General features: G+C 61.1%; 13 protein-coding genes. 6 read left to right on the top strand and 7 right to left on the bottom strand.

Features of this window, described 5'->3' with window-relative positions; all coding sequences use genetic code 11:
• Window positions 1–126: 126 nt before the first annotated feature.
• Genes HNE04_RS19550 through HNE04_RS19540 form a run of 3 tightly spaced genes read left to right on the top strand, consistent with a single transcriptional unit; the run spans window position 127 to window position 4,118 of the window.
• The gene (locus HNE04_RS19550; protein WP_172222875.1) at window positions 127–1,320 is read left to right on the top strand and encodes an SIR2 family protein; all 1,194 of its coding nucleotides are present in this window, start codon (window positions 127–129) and stop codon (window positions 1,318–1,320) included.
• Window positions 1,317–3,023 carry an ATP-binding protein gene (locus HNE04_RS19545; protein ID WP_172222873.1) on the top strand — a complete coding sequence of 569 codons (1,707 nt, stop codon included), beginning with the start codon at window positions 1,317–1,319 and terminating at the stop codon, window positions 3,021–3,023. Before HNE04_RS19550 ends, HNE04_RS19545 begins: the two co-directional genes overlap by 4 nt.
• Window positions 3,024–3,038: 15 nt before the next feature.
• Window positions 3,039–4,118, top strand: coding sequence for a restriction endonuclease (locus HNE04_RS19540; RefSeq protein WP_172222871.1), 1,080 nt, complete (start codon window positions 3,039–3,041; stop codon window positions 4,116–4,118).
• On the opposite strand, the gene HNE04_RS19535 is transcribed toward HNE04_RS19540, so the two are convergent.
• From HNE04_RS19535 to HNE04_RS19510, 6 genes are all read right to left on the bottom strand, one after another.
• Window positions 4,105–5,199, bottom strand: coding sequence for a hypothetical protein (locus tag HNE04_RS19535; protein WP_172222869.1), 1,095 nt, complete (start codon window positions 5,197–5,199; stop codon window positions 4,105–4,107). The genes HNE04_RS19540 and HNE04_RS19535 overlap by 14 nt on opposite strands.
• A gap of 90 nt (window positions 5,200–5,289) precedes the next feature.
• Window positions 5,290–7,602, bottom strand: coding sequence for a hypothetical protein (locus tag HNE04_RS19530; protein WP_172222867.1), 2,313 nt, complete (start codon window positions 7,600–7,602; stop codon window positions 5,290–5,292).
• Between the two features lie 185 nt (window positions 7,603–7,787).
• Window positions 7,788–9,584: a phospholipase D-like domain-containing protein gene (locus HNE04_RS19525; RefSeq protein ID WP_172222865.1), complete on the bottom strand. Its 1,797-nt coding sequence runs from the start codon at window positions 9,582–9,584 to the stop codon at window positions 7,788–7,790.
• 243 nt (window positions 9,585–9,827) lie between these two features.
• The gene (locus HNE04_RS19520; protein WP_172222863.1) at window positions 9,828–11,123 is read right to left on the bottom strand and encodes a Y-family DNA polymerase; all 1,296 of its coding nucleotides are present in this window, start codon (window positions 11,121–11,123) and stop codon (window positions 9,828–9,830) included.
• A 2-nt stretch (window positions 11,124–11,125) separates the two neighbouring features.
• Complete coding sequence (locus HNE04_RS19515) at window positions 11,126–11,500, bottom strand: LexA family protein (protein ID WP_172223138.1); 375 nt, start codon at window positions 11,498–11,500, stop codon at window positions 11,126–11,128.
• 63 nt (window positions 11,501–11,563) lie between these two features.
• A complete protein-coding gene (locus tag HNE04_RS19510) occupies window positions 11,564–11,938 on the bottom strand; it encodes a hypothetical protein (RefSeq protein ID WP_172222861.1) in 375 nt (124 codons plus the stop codon).
• Between the two features lie 173 nt (window positions 11,939–12,111).
• Here HNE04_RS19510 and HNE04_RS19505 point away from each other — a divergent pair, with 173 nt between their 5' ends.
• The 3 genes from HNE04_RS19505 (at window position 12,112) to HNE04_RS19495 (ending at window position 13,869) form a co-directional block, all read left to right on the top strand.
• Window positions 12,112–12,729: a type IV toxin-antitoxin system AbiEi family antitoxin domain-containing protein gene (locus HNE04_RS19505; RefSeq protein ID WP_172222859.1), complete on the top strand. Its 618-nt coding sequence runs from the start codon at window positions 12,112–12,114 to the stop codon at window positions 12,727–12,729.
• A gap of 21 nt (window positions 12,730–12,750) precedes the next feature.
• Window positions 12,751–13,572 carry a nucleotidyl transferase AbiEii/AbiGii toxin family protein gene (locus HNE04_RS19500; protein WP_172222857.1) on the top strand — a complete coding sequence of 274 codons (822 nt, stop codon included), beginning with the start codon at window positions 12,751–12,753 and terminating at the stop codon, window positions 13,570–13,572.
• Window positions 13,573–13,659: 87 nt separating this feature from the next.
• On the top strand, window positions 13,660–13,869 hold the full coding sequence (locus HNE04_RS19495; protein WP_172222854.1) for a hypothetical protein: 210 nt from the start codon (window positions 13,660–13,662) through the stop codon (window positions 13,867–13,869).
• A gap of 121 nt (window positions 13,870–13,990) precedes the next feature.
• Here the strand turns inward: HNE04_RS19495 and HNE04_RS19490 are convergent, their stop codons facing one another.
• A complete protein-coding gene (locus HNE04_RS19490; RefSeq protein ID WP_172222851.1) occupies window positions 13,991–15,055 on the bottom strand; it encodes a sensor histidine kinase in 1,065 nt (354 codons plus the stop codon).
• Between the last annotated feature and the right edge of the window lie 29 nt (window positions 15,056–15,084).

Below are 15,084 nucleotides of genomic sequence, written 5' to 3'. Positions count from 1 at the left end.
TCCTACGTCACCTGTGGTTTTGTACACCTACACCGGCACCCAGGTGTGGGCGGGTTCGCGACGAACCTGACGAGTTGAAATGCCCCGGGCGCCGCCGGATGCACAATGATGAGCAAGGAGGGGGCTATGCAGATACTGACGTCCGCGACGGGCACCAAATGGCTCAAGGCCGCGCCACCGGCTGGCGATAAACCCGACCCGGCGGATGCGGAAGCACGCCACGTGCTGTCTGACGTTTTTCGCTGCAACAACCTGGTAGTCCTAGCAGGACTCGGCACCTCGCTCTGCCTCAAGGATGCCGCGGGAAAGACCCTAGCCCCGACGATGTGGGAACTCTGGCAGCGTGTCAGCGCGCCTTACGTCGGGGCCGGCACTTTTGTCCGCTTGCTGGGTCTGGTACGGCAGCCAGACAACGACACGAACCTTGAAGCACTGCTTTCGCGTTGCAAGATCGCCCAGGACTTCCTGGATGGGGCGGACAAGGATCTGGTGACGGGCTTTGTCCAATCAGCCGAGACCTTGATCTATGCCGCCGTGGATTTCATCAAGCCCGGCCAAACGGTTCCCGCTCACTTGGAATTTCTGCGCCGCGCGGCCAGACGCTCCAACCGCCGCTCGCGGACAAAGCTGTTCACGACCAACTACGACAGGTGCTTCGAGGAAGCGGGCCGGCAGGGGCGATACGTGATCGTCGATGGATTTTCCCAGACCCAGCCTCCCACCTTCGATGCCGTTTACTTCAGCTACGACATCGTCAGGCGCGACCGTGAAACCGACTCGAGCGACTTCATCCAGAGTGTCTTCCACCTGTACAAGCTACACGGCTCCATTGACTGGGAGCAGGACGCATCGTCCGCGGAGATCAGGAAAGTCGCAAAACCGGTGAACCCGTTGCTGATCTATCCGCGCAGCACCAAGTACGAACTGGCGTTCGCGCAACCCTATCTCGAGATGATGTCGGCGCTTCAGGCCGCGTTGCGGGACCCGAACACGGGGCTGCTCGTAGTCGGCTTCGGATTCAATGACAACCACCTGGCCGGCCCCATCCTGTCGGCCATCCGCACGAACCTCGCCCTGAAGGCGTGCATCGTCAGCCCGCTGCTGGCGCCAGGCAAGCGCGATGACGGCACGGACTATGCCGGCGAGGCCAGCACCAACACGCACCTCGTGACCATCAAGTCATTGATATCGGCGGGCGACGCCAGGCTTTCCCTGCTCAATGGCACTTTCGAGGATGCGGTCGCGCTGATGCCCGACATCGTCGCCGAATCCGATCTGGAAAAGCATCTGGAACGCGTTCGCAACCTGGAGAAGTCATGAGCGGGATGGCGGTCGCGCCCTTCGACTTCAGCAGATACATCGGGTCCGTCTGCCATGTCCGGCCCACGACGCTGGAGGTCAACCTTCCCAAAGCCGCTGCAACCGGGGGTGGTCACTATGCCGGCTACTCGGTCCCAGCGGGCCAGGTCGGCGAGTTTGTCGTGGTGGAGGGCGAGGACCACGCCGTCCTGGGCCGGCTGATGGAAGTCCGCCTGCCAGAGCGCGACCGCTTGACCGTCGAGCCCACTTCGGCCTCGGACGGGGAGCCCAGTCCCATAGGCGTTGTTCAGATTTTGACGGCGATTGATCTGACCACCGGGCGGGCCTTGAACGGGGTGCCCGCGCACCCTCGCATCGGCCAGCACGTCTATTCCGCGCATCCCTTGGTGGTCAAACAGGCTGTCGAAGCCGGTGGCGGTGCGGAGGCGCTGAAAATTCAGCTTGCCGTCTTCCCACATGCACAAAACACGTCGGTGTCGTTGAGTCCAAGCAGTGTCTTCGGCCGCCACTGCGCCGTGCTGGGTGCCACGGGGGGTGGCAAGAGCTGGACGCTGGCCAAGCTGATGGAGGAAATCATCCGGCTCGAAGGAAAGGCCATCCTTCTGGATGCGACGGGGGAATTCCATTCGCAGACCGGGCCGGTCAAGCACGTGCACCTGGGCGGCAAGGCCACCGGCCCCGACGACGTCCGCGAGTTCATCTCGTTCCCCTATTACTACCTCACCGAAACCGACCTGTTCGTACTGTTCCGTCCCAGCATGGGCGCACAGGCGCCGAAGCTCAAGGAAGCGCTGCGCAGTCTCAAACTCGCCGCCTTGGCGCCCACGATCGCCACCGCGGGCGCGGTGAAGAAGGCCGGGGCGGCACGCCAGAACTTCGAAGCGGCGATGAGGTTGCACGAGGCCGCTCTCCTGAGGTTCGGCACAAGGTATGACATTGCCCGGCTGCCGCAGCAAATCTGGGAGGAGTGCGTCTATCCGACGGGATTCGACGCGCGCGCCGCGACCCATTGGGGCGGTGCCCACCCCGGCGACCAAGCGTACTGCACCTCCCTCATCTCGCGCATTGAGGCGGAAATCAATTCGGAGTCCATGGCCTGTGTCTTTCAGCCGGGAACGCTGCGCACCCTGCCGGAAATCTGTGATGAGTTTTTCTTGAACGATGACTCCCATCTGCTCCGCGTGAGCCTTGAACACCTGCCATTCGAGCACAACACCCGCGAGCTGGTCTCGAACGCGGTGGGCCGGTACCTGCTGGGACGCGCGCGGCTCGGTCGATTCAAGAAGATGCCTCTGGTTGTCCTGTTGGATGAAGCTCATCAGTTCTTGGACAAGACCATCGGCGACGAGAACAACCGCGCGTCGCTGGACTCCTTTGGTCTCATCGCCAAGGAGGGGCGCAAGTACGGCCTGACGTGCGTGCTCGCGACCCAGCGCCCGCGCGACATTCCCGAAGACGTCCTGAGCCAGATGGGGATGTTCATCGTGCATCGGCTCATCAACGAACGGGATCGGGCCGTTGTCGAAAAGGCTTGCGGCAACCTCGACGCCTCCGCAGCTTCCTTTCTGCCGACCTTGGGCCAGGGAGAAGCCATCCTGATCGGCGTCGAGTCGCCCATGCCGCTTCCCGTGCTGGTGCGCCGGCCACTGCACGAGCCCGTATCTCGCGGCCCTGACTACGAACAGCACTGGGGCAAGCTTTAAAGCTGCCGTATCACCGTGCCACAACTGCTTTCGCAACTCGTAACCGACTGGGGCGGCTTCGAACGGCTCGTGGCCAGGCTTCATGACACAGGTGCAGTCACCGTCGAACACAACGTCACGCTCACCGGAAATTCCGGCACCCCGCGGCAAATTGATGTCGTGGTACGGCACACGGAGGGGCTGTACCAGCACCTGATCATTGTCGAGTGCAAGTATTGGAAGGAGAACGTTTCACGGCTCCACGTCGATGCCCTGGCGACCGCGGTTCGCGACCTTGGCGCCTCTCGCGGCGTGATCTTTTCGGCGTCCGGATTCCAGGAAGGGGCTGTCAAGGCCGCAGCGCAGGAGCACATCGAACTGTTCAAGGTCCGGGATCTCACCGATGCGGATTGGGGTGCGCCGGGGCAGGTCGTCGAGTTCTACCTGCAGTTCTACCAGGCATCCATCGGAAACTTGAAAGTGATCAAGGCGTCACGACTCGGGGCCGCCTCAGCCCAACTCAACCTGAACCTGGGGGGCGGTCCGCAGCAGAGCGTCACACCGACGTTCGACACCACAACCCGGCAACCAGGCCTCTCGCTCGAGCAGCTCATCGAACTAACGGCCGCGCGATCGCTAAACGCTGCCACGAAGGAGGGCTTCACGATCAATGGCGGGGTGGAATGCACGACCTATGCGCTGGCACCTGTCGTGATCAAGCCGCAAGTGCCCATCATGCTGCCGCAGCCAGCCGGCGCCTTGCTCATTCACGAGCTCACTTACGACCTGGGCATTCGCATTGACCAGAAGCCGTTCAGGGTCGATCGCTTCGAGTCCTATGAGTTCGCCTTGATTGTGGAGGACTGCGTGAGAAACGTCCTCTCGACCGCATCAAAGAGACACGACGAATCGAAGGTCCAACTGGCAGAAGTGGCCACGCAGGAGCCTACACCCGAAGGACCAGTCCGCAACGGCTCGGTGCTGAAGATCTACTTGAAGGGTTTTTTCGCCTTTGACGAACTGAAGGACAAGACCCCGGTGCCGTTTCCTGGCAGAACGGCCGATGTCGAGCTTTCACTTCGCGATCTGGTGACACCAGGTGTCAGTAAAACGTAATCACGCGCAGCTCACGCCTCTCAAGTTGGTATTCCAACGCCAGGAGATGGCGGGCTGACCGGCCGCTTTCGAGAATCATATTGAACTTCAACGTGCCTTGCGCTGAGCGAGCCAGGTTGTAGATGTAGTTCGCCGACAGTTTCTGCTGCAGGCGATCGGCGATCTGTGCGGCGTCCAAGTGAACCATGTCGGCTCGCTTGAGCGAGCCGGACTTGTCCCTACGCAGATAGCCGAGTTTCGACTCTTCCAGCACCACGCGGAAATTTGATAGCGCATGCGGTGTCGTCGTCATCGCGGTTAACGAGAATCTGGAATCACGTTCGTCGAATTCGAGCACCGGCCGCTCGATCTTGTACGACAGTAGCATTCCGTACATCGTCGACGGCATGCTTCGCGCGAGGAACCCGTGCCCCGCAAAGTCGTACATCGCAAGCGGCTGATCTTCAGCATCGTCGTCACCATCGGCATTTGAGGTCACGACAACTTTTCTGTGCTGAATGAAGTCCCGAACCAGCATGGTCGAAAGCAAGGCCTTGAACAGCGAGGTGTAGGTCATGTCCACTGAACCCGCATACGCCGGCAGGCGGCTGAAGGCGGCGTCAATTGCCGCGACCATCGAGGGCGTGAGGTTGTTGAGGTAGACCACATAGAGCGTGGCCGGCACCCCATCTCCGCGCATGCCGCCAGCCGGTGGCATAAGCGGCAGATCGGATTCGCGCAAGATTGCCCTTGGATGGATGTTGCTGGTCCAGTCGCCAACGAGCACGCTGCGGCTGGAGCGCGTATCCAGCACGGTCAGGAGCTGATGGATGACAACGCCGCCGTACCAGGAGTCTTGAAAGCCCTTCCAGTCGAACAGGAACGCCCGCTCATGGCGATCCGTACTGGGAACGAGCGCCGGCTTGAGATCGAGGTACTCGACGCCTTTTGTCCGAAGCAATGCCCTGAGCTCGCGTACCGACGACTGGATGACCCCAAACACCTGCTCGTCGTCAAGCCCGAAGTGGTCGGTCACAACCTCCAGGAAGACGTTGCTTCTAGCTTCGAGGGTCAGGACAACGTCAAACTGCTGGGAGGCCATCGCATGAATCCGGTCGATGCACCGGGTACGGCTTGGCGTTTGCCAGCGTACCGGTGCCGATCAGCCTCGTCTGGATCGGTACCATCGTGGTCAGTAGAATACGGCTTTCCCGGGCTGTCGCTCCTGCGCATAGAGAAGGCCTGCGCTCAGGTACTTCAATTCCGGGTCGAGGGCGTCCACGACGAAGACGACACAGCGAGTGACGTGATCCATTTGCATGGCCTGTTGCGCGACATTCACGGAATCGCGGCCATAGGATCCTGCCTGGTCCCGCCTCTTGACTTGGAAAGCAACCGCCTGATTCATCCACTCAGGGGGGATCAATGCGATGGAGTCTAAACCTCCTTTGAGTGGCTTGTCCTCCTGCAACCTCTTGGCCAGCGCCCGCAGCTGGCGCTCCATGTTCGTCTGGTCTTTGGGTTGAACGGACAAGAGGCCACAAGCGATCTCGCTCCATCCCTCCTTTCCACGCTCTTGAAGCTGCCGGCAGAGTCGGAGAATCCACTCGGAAGCCGCCGGCCTGGGCTTGGGAATGATCAGCCCTTCGTCCCGTGCCGTGTAGTAGCGATCGATCTTCTTTGAATAGCCCACCGTGAGAAGCTGGCTGGACTCTAAGTCGATGAAACCCAGGTTCAACGAGGTGTCCAAGTACAGCCCGAGCATGTCCAGTTCATCGCCGATGGCGTTCAACCGCATCAGCATCTCAGCGCGGCGCCGCAAGTAGTGCACCCGCAAGCACGCGGTATCCAACAGGTCGAGCATGACCTCCAAATCCGCAAGCGACAAGCACGGCGCCAGCGGGTACTTGTTCTGCAACGCGCCGGCACCCTCCAGCAACACCGGGACGCTTTGCAGCGTTGCAAAGTCGTGGAGCGTCACCGACAGCCTTAGGACACAGGTGATGCCTTCCAGCGCCAGCGGGAACCCCAGCGTGGGCACCTGACCCCCATCCACCAGTGCAACGTCGGCTTTCAGGCGCTCCGCGAGGCGACCGGACTGATCCGACGGTTCCACGATCAGCGTCTTCACGTGCTCCACCAGCCGGACCGGCGCGCCACGTAGCGCGGGCCAGGAAACGCGGCCTGACTTGCACTCGATCAACAGCAAAGTCGTATCGAATCGGACGGCCAGATCGTTCTCGTACTGACGATCCACCTCACGCCACTTGAACCCCCGATGCATCGTCGCGCCCGGCAGCGCCTTGGCGAACAATTCGCTGACCTCGTCTTCCAGGAAGTTTGCCCGTGCCTGGCTCAACTTTTGCTGGAGCTTGGAGTGCGGGGCGACCAGTTCGTCCACGATCGGGAAGATGAAGCTCAGCAGTGTCTGCGGCAAGGGGCAGAAGTACTGTGATCGATCCAGATAGATCATCGGCCTCAGCCAGACCGGATTTTCTAGCAGTAGCCCTTCGGGATTAAGATCGGAAAGATCACCGAACCCCACACTCAATTGATTGAAGATGATCCACAGGGCCGTGGCCTCCGTCTCAGTTTCCAACGCAAGCTGCTCAATGTTCACGATGAGCCCGCTGGCTAGAAACCGGTCAGCCACCATCCAGATCCTCATGGCTGCCTCTCGGCGCCCAACACCGGGCGCCGTCAGCTCGCGCCGGAAGTCTGCGAGTTCGCCCTTGGGTTCAAACTCAGCGAAGAATCTCGTGACCATGCTGTCCACTGTCGGCTCACGCGAGATGTCGAACAATCGTTTCCGGTGCTCGTTGACCTTCTCTTCGTGGCGCCGAACCAGACCCTCGAACACGGTGATCAGGCTCGTCAGCGAGATTCCGTAAATCTGTTTGAACGGTTCATTGACGCGCTTGAACAGCTCTTTCGAAATACGTGTGACCGTCCCAAAGTATCCCCAGTTCCGGACAGCCGACGTGTGCGAGCGCAGAAGCTCCTGCACTCCCGCGATCTTCGACGCGCCCTCGGCCTCTTGATTCGCAGCGACCTCCTGAACGATGTGACGCATTTGCTGCGAGGCGTTGAACAAGTCGGGAAGCCAATCCAGTAGGTTTTGAATCTCGCCCGGCTCCGGGAACGTCATGCCCCGAAGCCAAGGACCCCTCAGAAACAAGCTCTGAAGGTATTCGACGTGGCTTTGCTGAATTCGCGGCTTCCATCCTTTCGCCTTGTCCTCGGCTCTCGTGTCGAAGGACGCCATCAGTCCATGCGTAGCGATCAGGGCAAGTGCGTGAAGTGGATCAACCTTCTTCACGAGCGACAAGACCCGAGGCAACACAACGTCGAACGTCTTCCGGGCGTTCGACGCAACTTCCTGTGTGTACTCGCGGCGCTGCGCAAACGGCACGTCGTTGAGGGGGTGACGGGCGAGAAAAGGCCCTCGTTGCGAGGCTTGCCCTTTGCGATCTCGCTGCTGTTTGTGTCTCGTCTTTTTCCTCATGGCGCCGTCCGCGAAGTCCCTCTAGGTCGACAAGAAGTCATCGCCATTGGCGGAGGGCCCATCCCCGCCGCCAATGGCGCGATGCTAGCTCAACGTGCTATTGGAAAACTGGGTCCGTCCACCCGCTTGTGAGCCGTCTCTTGAAAATTCTCAAATGGCTATGCCTTTCACCTTCGAGGAACGGCCTAGAGTGTCATCCCGGCGTACATCACGACACGCTTGTCCTTGAATTTCCCCGGCGCGTAACTAGCCAGCCACTCTTTTGGTTCCTCTTTGAGGAACTGCGGTGCATCTTTCGGCGTGCTTGGCTTGTCATCGCGCATCCGGGAGGTGAGTTCCACGACCGATCGATAGTAGTAATGAAAAAACAGCCGGTTGAACTCGGTGAAGTAAATGTCGGCCACGCGTCGGTCGCCCCGAACAATGATCATGTTTTCGTCATTGCTACGGGTGGACGGCTCTGAGAAGTTGGCCGATCCCGTCACCACCACGGGGTCAGTGCCCAAAGGATCCACCAGCATAAATTTTGAGTGGATGTAGGCCACATGGCTGTTGAATTCGAGCATTCGGGCATTCGTTTCGCGCGCGAACTGGTAAGCCGCGTCCTGCAGATAGGCGCCGAAAGCCTTATAGACGTTGTTCTTCGAGTTGATCGGCAGCCATTCGTCTTTCTTTTTACTGTTTGGATTGGGCTTGTCTTCCTTCTCGAGAAGCAGGAATGTCAGGGCACTCTTGTTGTCATTTTTCAGGAGCGATTCACGGAACTGCGCTCCGACACCAAAGGCCAAAGTGATGCAGGCGTGAGAATCTGCGTCGGACAACATCCCGACGTAGCGGTCCAGCATCTTGATGCCAGCTCGCGGGCTGAAAATCGGCGTGATGCCTTCGGCAATTTCATCGTCATCAGCGAGCGTGGGACTCAGCTCCTCGACCGCCTTGGTGAACGCTTTGTTGGCCGCTCGACCGTCGGACGTCTGTCCGTCTTCCGCACCGGGATCGGCCTGCAGGATCGTCCAATAGGCGCAGAAGGCCTCGGCGACGTCCTTGTCGCGCACCCAGTGACCTACGTTGGTTTGGCCGTGGACACCCCCGGTGGACAGGTTGGTCGACCCGGTCCAAACCTCCGCGGCCAGTGCCTCGCCTTTCCTGCGCAACACCATGAACTTGTTGTGCTGGATGTCGTTCGCCCGCATCTCGCGCAGGACATAGTGCTTCTTGGGCAGCTTGATGGTCTTGAGCATCGCGAGGTTTTCCTTGCGAGGAAACGCCTCGTGAAAGGTGCCCTTCTTGTCCGTGTACGAGTTGTCCTTGGCGTCGACGATCAGGCGCACCTTTACCCCGTTTTTTGCGGCCTTGGCTAGTGCTTGGGCAGCCGGCTCATAACGGAATTCGTAGAAACAGCCAAACAGCTCGTCGCCGGGCCGGGCCTGCTCGATGAAGGCGAGCAGCGCCTCGTCGAGGCTGCGACTGAGCCACTCAAGGGCGCGGGCGCGCTCCTTCGGATTCGCGATCTGGTCGGGCTTGCGGTTGTGGAACTCGCGCACGTACGCTTGGCTGCTCGCCACGCCGCGGTTGAAGAAGATGTCGTGCTTGCCCTTCGTGAACAGCTTCTCGGTCTTCACATCGATCGTCACCGGCTCGGCCGAGTGGTCGAGATTCTTGGGCTTGCCCCTGACCGGATAGAAGTTATAGACGTAGTCCCGACCGTCCTTGGCGGTGAAATCATCCCAAACAAAGCTCTGAATCGGATGATCGAAAGTCGAAACGCGCGTCGATTCGTCGGGGTTGGGAATAACCGAGGGAAAGACCTTCATGCCATAGACGAAGTACTTCTCCCCGCTCTTGGGATCAACCCGCTCCACGGCGAACCCTAGAAGCCCCTTCCTCGCTGCGGCGGAGGCCACGATGCCGAAAGATATGGTGTTGACGCCGGCAACAGCGAATACTTGAAAGCCATCCTTCTTTGCAGACTTGAAGCGCATTTGGACCCTCCCCCATGTTGATGTACGCGGCTTTTTATTCTCTTGTGATTACACCGTCAAGACATGGGCCCGAGATTCGGGCAGAACGCACAAGAATGCCTGAATTGGCGCGACCAGGCATTCTCAATTTCGGAATATCTGGCCGGTAGAAGGCTACTTTCAACCCGAAGCCGGGCATATTTCGAGCAATACCTACCAGCGGAGGGCAACGAAAAATCTGCACCGACCTCGATGTGCACGGCCCTAGGCCCGCGCCAACGGCAGCTGTTCCCAGGACGTCGTGTAGTCCGGTGTTTTCCACTGCTGCTTCATGACCCAGCGGCGGCGCGGCCCCGCTGTCCCGGCACTCGCCACGGCGACAGTGCCCCGGCCGTGCTTGTCGTTGATGGTGTCCATGGCCGCCATGAGCTTGGTGCGATTTTCCTGAGCGACACCAAGGTCCAGTTCGTGCTGCTCGATGCTCGCGTCCTGCAGGTCGAGCAGCATCACACCTGCCTTGGACATGTTGTATCCCTGACGGAAGATGTCCCGCATGCCCATGACGGCAGCCCGCACGATCAGGCTGGTGTCGGCCGTCGGGCGCCGAAGCGGAACCACTATGCTGCGGCTGTACTGCTTGTCCTGGCGCCTGAACGGGCTGGTATGGACAAACGTAAGCACCTGGCCGGCGTGGCTGTCCTGGCTGCGCAGCTTCACGGCGGCGCGGCTGGCGAATTCGGTGACAGCCTCGAGGAGATCGTCCAACGAGGTGACCGGCCGCCCGAAACTGCGCGTGCTGGCGATTTCCTTCTTGCGCGGTGCAACCTCCTCTAAGGCCGCGCAGGATGTGCCTTGCAATTCCCGCACGGTTCGCTCCACCGTCACGCTCCAACCGCGGCGCGCGACGGCCGGATCCATCTGCGCCAATTGCAGAGTGTTCACAATGCCCGCGCCATTGAGCTGTTGGGACAATCGGGGCCCGATGCCCCAGACCTTGTCGACTGCAGTTGCGGCCAGCACGGTGTCCAGATCTGACGCCGGCAGGGCAGCGAGATTGCACACGCGCCCCAGGTCCGGCGCGTACGTGCCCGGGCTGCGATCGGCTGTTTTTGCAATGTGGTTCGCCAGCTTCGCGAGTGTTTTTGTCGGGGCAATGCCGATGCCACAGGGAATCCCAATCCACTGCAGGATGCGCTCGCGAACCTGGAAGGCTCGCGCCGTCACGTCGCGCACGCCGGCAACACCGATGAAGCTTTCGTCGATGCTGTAAATCTCCTGCTCGGGGCCCAAGCCCGCGGCAAGGCTCATCATCCTGTTGCTCATGTCGCCGTACAGGCCGAAGTTGGCGCTGAGCGCGACTACGGAGCCGGGCGCCAGCTTGTCGCGGACCTCGAACCAGGGCGTTCCCATCCGGATGCCCAGGGCCTTGGCTTCGTTGCTGCGGGCGATCGCGCAGCCGTCGTTGTTGCTCAGGACAACCACCGGCCGTCCCATCAGGCTCGGTCGGAACACGCGCTCGCATGAGACGTAGAAGTTGTTGCCGTCGACCAGCGCGTACATGGCTACACCGGGAACTGCTTGATGCAGGCGGTGACGACGCCCCAAACCTGCATGACCTGACCCTCGCGCGGAACGATGTCGGGATAGGTCGGGTTCGCCGCCACCAGGCGCAGCTGGCCCTGGCGCTTGTGGAGGTACTTGACGGTGAAATCGTTGTCGATGGTGGCCACGACGATGTGCCGGTGCCTGGGGCGAACGGCGCGATCCACGACCAGGACATCACCATCGAAAATCCCCGCCTCGCGCATCGAGTCGCCCGCCACGCGCAGCAGGAAAGTCGCCTGCGGATGCTTCACCAGCTGTTCGTTGAGGTCGATGCGTTTCGCATGGATGTCCTCGGCCGGCGACGGAAAACCCGCGCACACCGTGTCGCCCATCAAGGGCAGCAGTAGCGGCCGCGGCGGGAACGGCGCGGGCTGGAAAGGCAGTAGTTGCACGGGCTAGGCGCCGTCCGGGCGCTCGTAGACGCTTTCGCACATGGAACACCAGATGATCGCTGAAGGCGGCGGCGACATGCCGTGAAAGGCGGCCGCCGTCGCGTTCTTCAAAGCCTGGTCCCAGTCGGATTCGGCGGCCGGCGGAACGTCCGGCACCGCCCTCTCCTCTTTGTCTTTCCTGACGGTGTAGTCGCGCCAGAACATTTCAACAACGGCGGCAGGGCCACCGAGGTTGCGATCGAGCTCGGCCGCGAAACGCATCTCCGCCTCTCCCCGCGCCTTGGCGGGCAGGCCGGGCCAGCCCAGAAGCTCCACGAAATAGGGTGCATTGATCCAGCTCTGCCAATCCAAGTTCGGCAGTGGGAAGTTGTTGTCCATACGCATCTCCAATTCAACGATGCTGTATGAGCATACAGTATAATGACGGGGTTGGCGATGGTTGGCCCCGGGTAACAACTCGACGGTCAGCGCTCCCTGACGGCCTCGTCCGGCGTATTGCAATCTCTAGGCATTTATTGACAAGTGCCTAGAGATTGCAACACACTCTCCCTATGACGACCACCGCGCATCCCACGCAAGAGCAAGCCCTGCTCGCGCTGGCGAAGCATCGCCCGCTTCTGCGCGCGCGCGACGTGGCCGAGCAATCCCTGCCCACGGCAGTGCTGAGCCGGCTGGTCAATGCGGGCAAGCTCGAACGCGTCGGCCGCGGCATCTACAGCCTGCCGAGGCGCCGCATCAACGAGCATCGTTCGCTGGCGGAGGCGGCGCTGCAAGTCCCGCAGGGCGTCATCTGCCTGCTGTCGGCGCTGCGCGTCCACGGCATCGGCACCCAAGCGCCGTTCGAGGTCTGGATCGCCATCCCCCATCACTGGCCCACGCCGCGAGTGGACCAGCCGGCGCTGCGAGCCGTGCGCATGTCCGGCCCCTCGCTTTCGGAAGGGCTCGAGCAGGTGTCGATCGATGGCGTCACGGTCCCGGTGTTCAACGCCTCCAAAACTGTGGCCGACTGCTTCAAGTATCGAAACAAGATCGGACTGGACGTCGCCCTAGAGGCGCTGCGCGATGGCTGGTCTAAGCGCAAGGTGGACATGGATGCGCTGTGGCGTTATGCCACCATCGACCGGGTGGCGAACGTGATGCGCCCCTACCTCGACAACGTCAACGCATGAACCTAAACCCGGGCCGCCTCGGTGCGGGCCCGCCTGAAGCAACACGCGGACGCCTCGAAGCAGGATTTCAATCTCATACTCACGTACTATGGGCTCGAGCGGCTGTTGTACCGGCTGTCGGTCTCCTCGCACGCGCCGAATTTCCTGCTCAAGGGTGCCCTGCTGTTTTCGCTGTGGTACGCCCATCCGCACCGACCCACACGTGATGTGGATCTCCTAGGCTTCGGACCGCCAGATATCGACAGCGCCATCAAGGCCTTCCGGGAAATTTGCCAGATCGCGGTTGAAGACGCGATCGTTTTTGACGTTGACTCGGTGAAGGGTGCAGAGATCCGTAAAGAAGCCGGCTATGGCGGTGTGCGAATAGACATCCAAGCCAAGCTCGACGGCGCCCGCATCGCGCTGCAGGTCGACATCGGCTTTGGCGACGCGGTGACGCCGGCGCCTGAAGCGATCAGCTACCCACTGCTTCTGGGCGACATGCCCGCCGCACAGCTGCGGGCTTATCCGAAATACACCGTTGTGGCGGAGAAGTTCCATGCGATCAGTCTGCTGGGCATGGCCAACACCCGGCTGAAGGACTACTTCGACCTGTGGGTGCTGCTAGGCGAAGGCACCCTGGATCCGTCAGAACTGAGACGCGCGATCGAAGCAACTTTCGCGCGCCGGAACACGAATCTTCCGAAGGAACTGCCCACAGGTTTGAGCGACGCCTTCGTGAAGGACGCCGCCAAAGATGCCCAATGGAAAGCGTTCCTGAGAAAAAACCGCTTGGAATCCGTCGCCCTGGCTGACGTAGTGACCCGTCTGCGGGCTGGACTGCGCACCATCGGCCTTAGTTGACGCTCCATGCGGGAGGACCTTGCTCCCTGCTCTGGCAAAAGCCTGTCGCTCCCGCTAAGCTCACAGTAACTAGCAACTTGGCACCCCGTGAAATTCCTCATCTATCTCGTTTGCTTTGCAGCCGCAACTGCGGCAGTCTTCGTTGTTGGTCGATCCGCCCTAGGGCGGGAGCTCAATGCCATCGAGCTGGTGGTGGGCACGCTTGCATTCATAGCGCTCATTGCGAAAGGCCGAGCCGTGATTCTCAGGCGTAAGCGGTACAAGCTCGAGGAGATGCGCGACTCAGCGCTTTGGTAATTGCCGGACGTTTCTAACGAGCGCCAAGCGAGGATTCGTGACACGGCCCGAGACGGGCGAGCCCGTTATACGCTCGCGGCGCTTCGTTTCCTCCCCTCCCACCGTGTGGCGCTCCGCACCTTCATGCTCGAAACATCAATGTGAAGGTCGCCCCCTCACCCTCCACCGATTCAGCCCGCACGCTGCCGCCGTGCCGCTCCATGATGCGGCGCACGTTCGCCAGTCCCATGCCAGTTCCCTCGAACTGCGTGTTGCTGTGCAATCGCTCGAAAGGATGGAACAGGCGTTGCGCATGCGCCATGTCGAACCCCACGCCGTTGTCGCGGATCCGGATCATCGGGCCGGTCGACGGGTCGATCTGGCTGTCGATCGTGATCGACGGTTGCTCTCGCGTGCGGCTGTACTTCAAGGCGTTGGACAGCAGGTTGACGAAGGCCAACTGGAGCAGAGCCGGGTCCCCGCGCACCATGGGTAGCGCAGCTACGGTCCAGGACACCGCCGGCTTCCCGGTTTCGTGACCCAGGGCGAAGCGCGCGTATTGCACAATCACGCTCAGGTCGACAGGAACCATCTCGATCTGTCTCTCGCCCAGGCGGGCAAATTCCAGGAGTCCGCGAATCATGCGATGTGCGTCCCCCGCAGCGGCGACGATCCGTTGCAGATGCGATGCGTCAGCAGGCGAAAGCACTTCCGCGCTGTTGCGCTGAATGACCTGCGCGAACGCGCCTATGCTGGTGATCGGCTGCTGCAGGTCGTGTGCTAGCGCGCCCGCGAATGCGTTGAGGCCGTGGTTCGCCGCCTCGAGCTGAGCCAGCGCTCGCGCCAGCGCATCGCCCGCCTGCTTGAGGGCGACCAGGTTTCGGACCCGGATCAGAATTTCTGACCGATCCACGGGCTTGGTCAGATAATCGCGCGCGCCGGATTCCAGCGCCCGCAACCGGTCGACGCGATCATCCACCCCTGTGACAACCAAAACGGGGACTTGCGGCACCAGCACCTTGAGGCGATCGAGAACGGCAAATCCGTCGAGCACCGGCATCATCAGGTCCAACAGGATCAGGTCTGGTGGCGCGCGCTCGACGCACTCAAGCGCCTCCTGCGGATCGCTGCAAGTGATCACCTCGTACGGCTGCGCCTGCAGGTAGGCGCGCATGAGCCGGAGATTTACCTCCTTGTCGTCGATCACCAGCACTGTCGCGCGGTCGGTTTGCGTTG

The organism is Caenimonas soli, from assembly GCF_013155545.1.
GTDB classification, from domain to species: Bacteria; Pseudomonadota; Gammaproteobacteria; order Burkholderiales; family Burkholderiaceae_C; genus Ramlibacter; species Ramlibacter soli.
The sequence above is the reverse complement of the archived record's forward strand: the minus strand, read 5'-3'. Positions and strand labels throughout refer to the sequence as shown.

Bases quoted from the DNA above. Each gene is read 5' to 3' on its own strand.
- HNE04_RS19510 (WP_172222861.1), bottom strand. From the start codon at position 11,938: ATGGACAACAACTTCCCACTGCCGAACTTGGATTGGCAGAGCTGGATC.
- HNE04_RS19525 (WP_172222865.1), bottom strand. From the start codon at position 9,584: ATGCGCTTCAAGTCTGCAAAGAAGGATGGCTTTCAAGTATTCGCTGTT.
- HNE04_RS19550 (WP_172222875.1), top strand. From the start codon at position 127: ATGCAGATACTGACGTCCGCGACGGGCACCAAATGGCTCAAGGCCGCG.
- HNE04_RS19520 (WP_172222863.1), bottom strand. From the start codon at position 11,123: ATGTACGCGCTGGTCGACGGCAACAACTTCTACGTCTCATGCGAGCGC.
- HNE04_RS19545 (WP_172222873.1), top strand. From the start codon at position 1,317: ATGAGCGGGATGGCGGTCGCGCCCTTCGACTTCAGCAGATACATCGGG.
- HNE04_RS19515 (WP_172223138.1), bottom strand. From the start codon at position 11,500: ATGGGCGACACGGTGTGCGCGGGTTTTCCGTCGCCGGCCGAGGACATC.
- HNE04_RS19535 (WP_172222869.1), bottom strand. From the start codon at position 5,199: ATGGCCTCCCAGCAGTTTGACGTTGTCCTGACCCTCGAAGCTAGAAGC.
- HNE04_RS19505 (WP_172222859.1), top strand. From the start codon at position 12,112: ATGACGACCACCGCGCATCCCACGCAAGAGCAAGCCCTGCTCGCGCTG.
- HNE04_RS19530 (WP_172222867.1), bottom strand. From the start codon at position 7,602: ATGAGGAAAAAGACGAGACACAAACAGCAGCGAGATCGCAAAGGGCAA.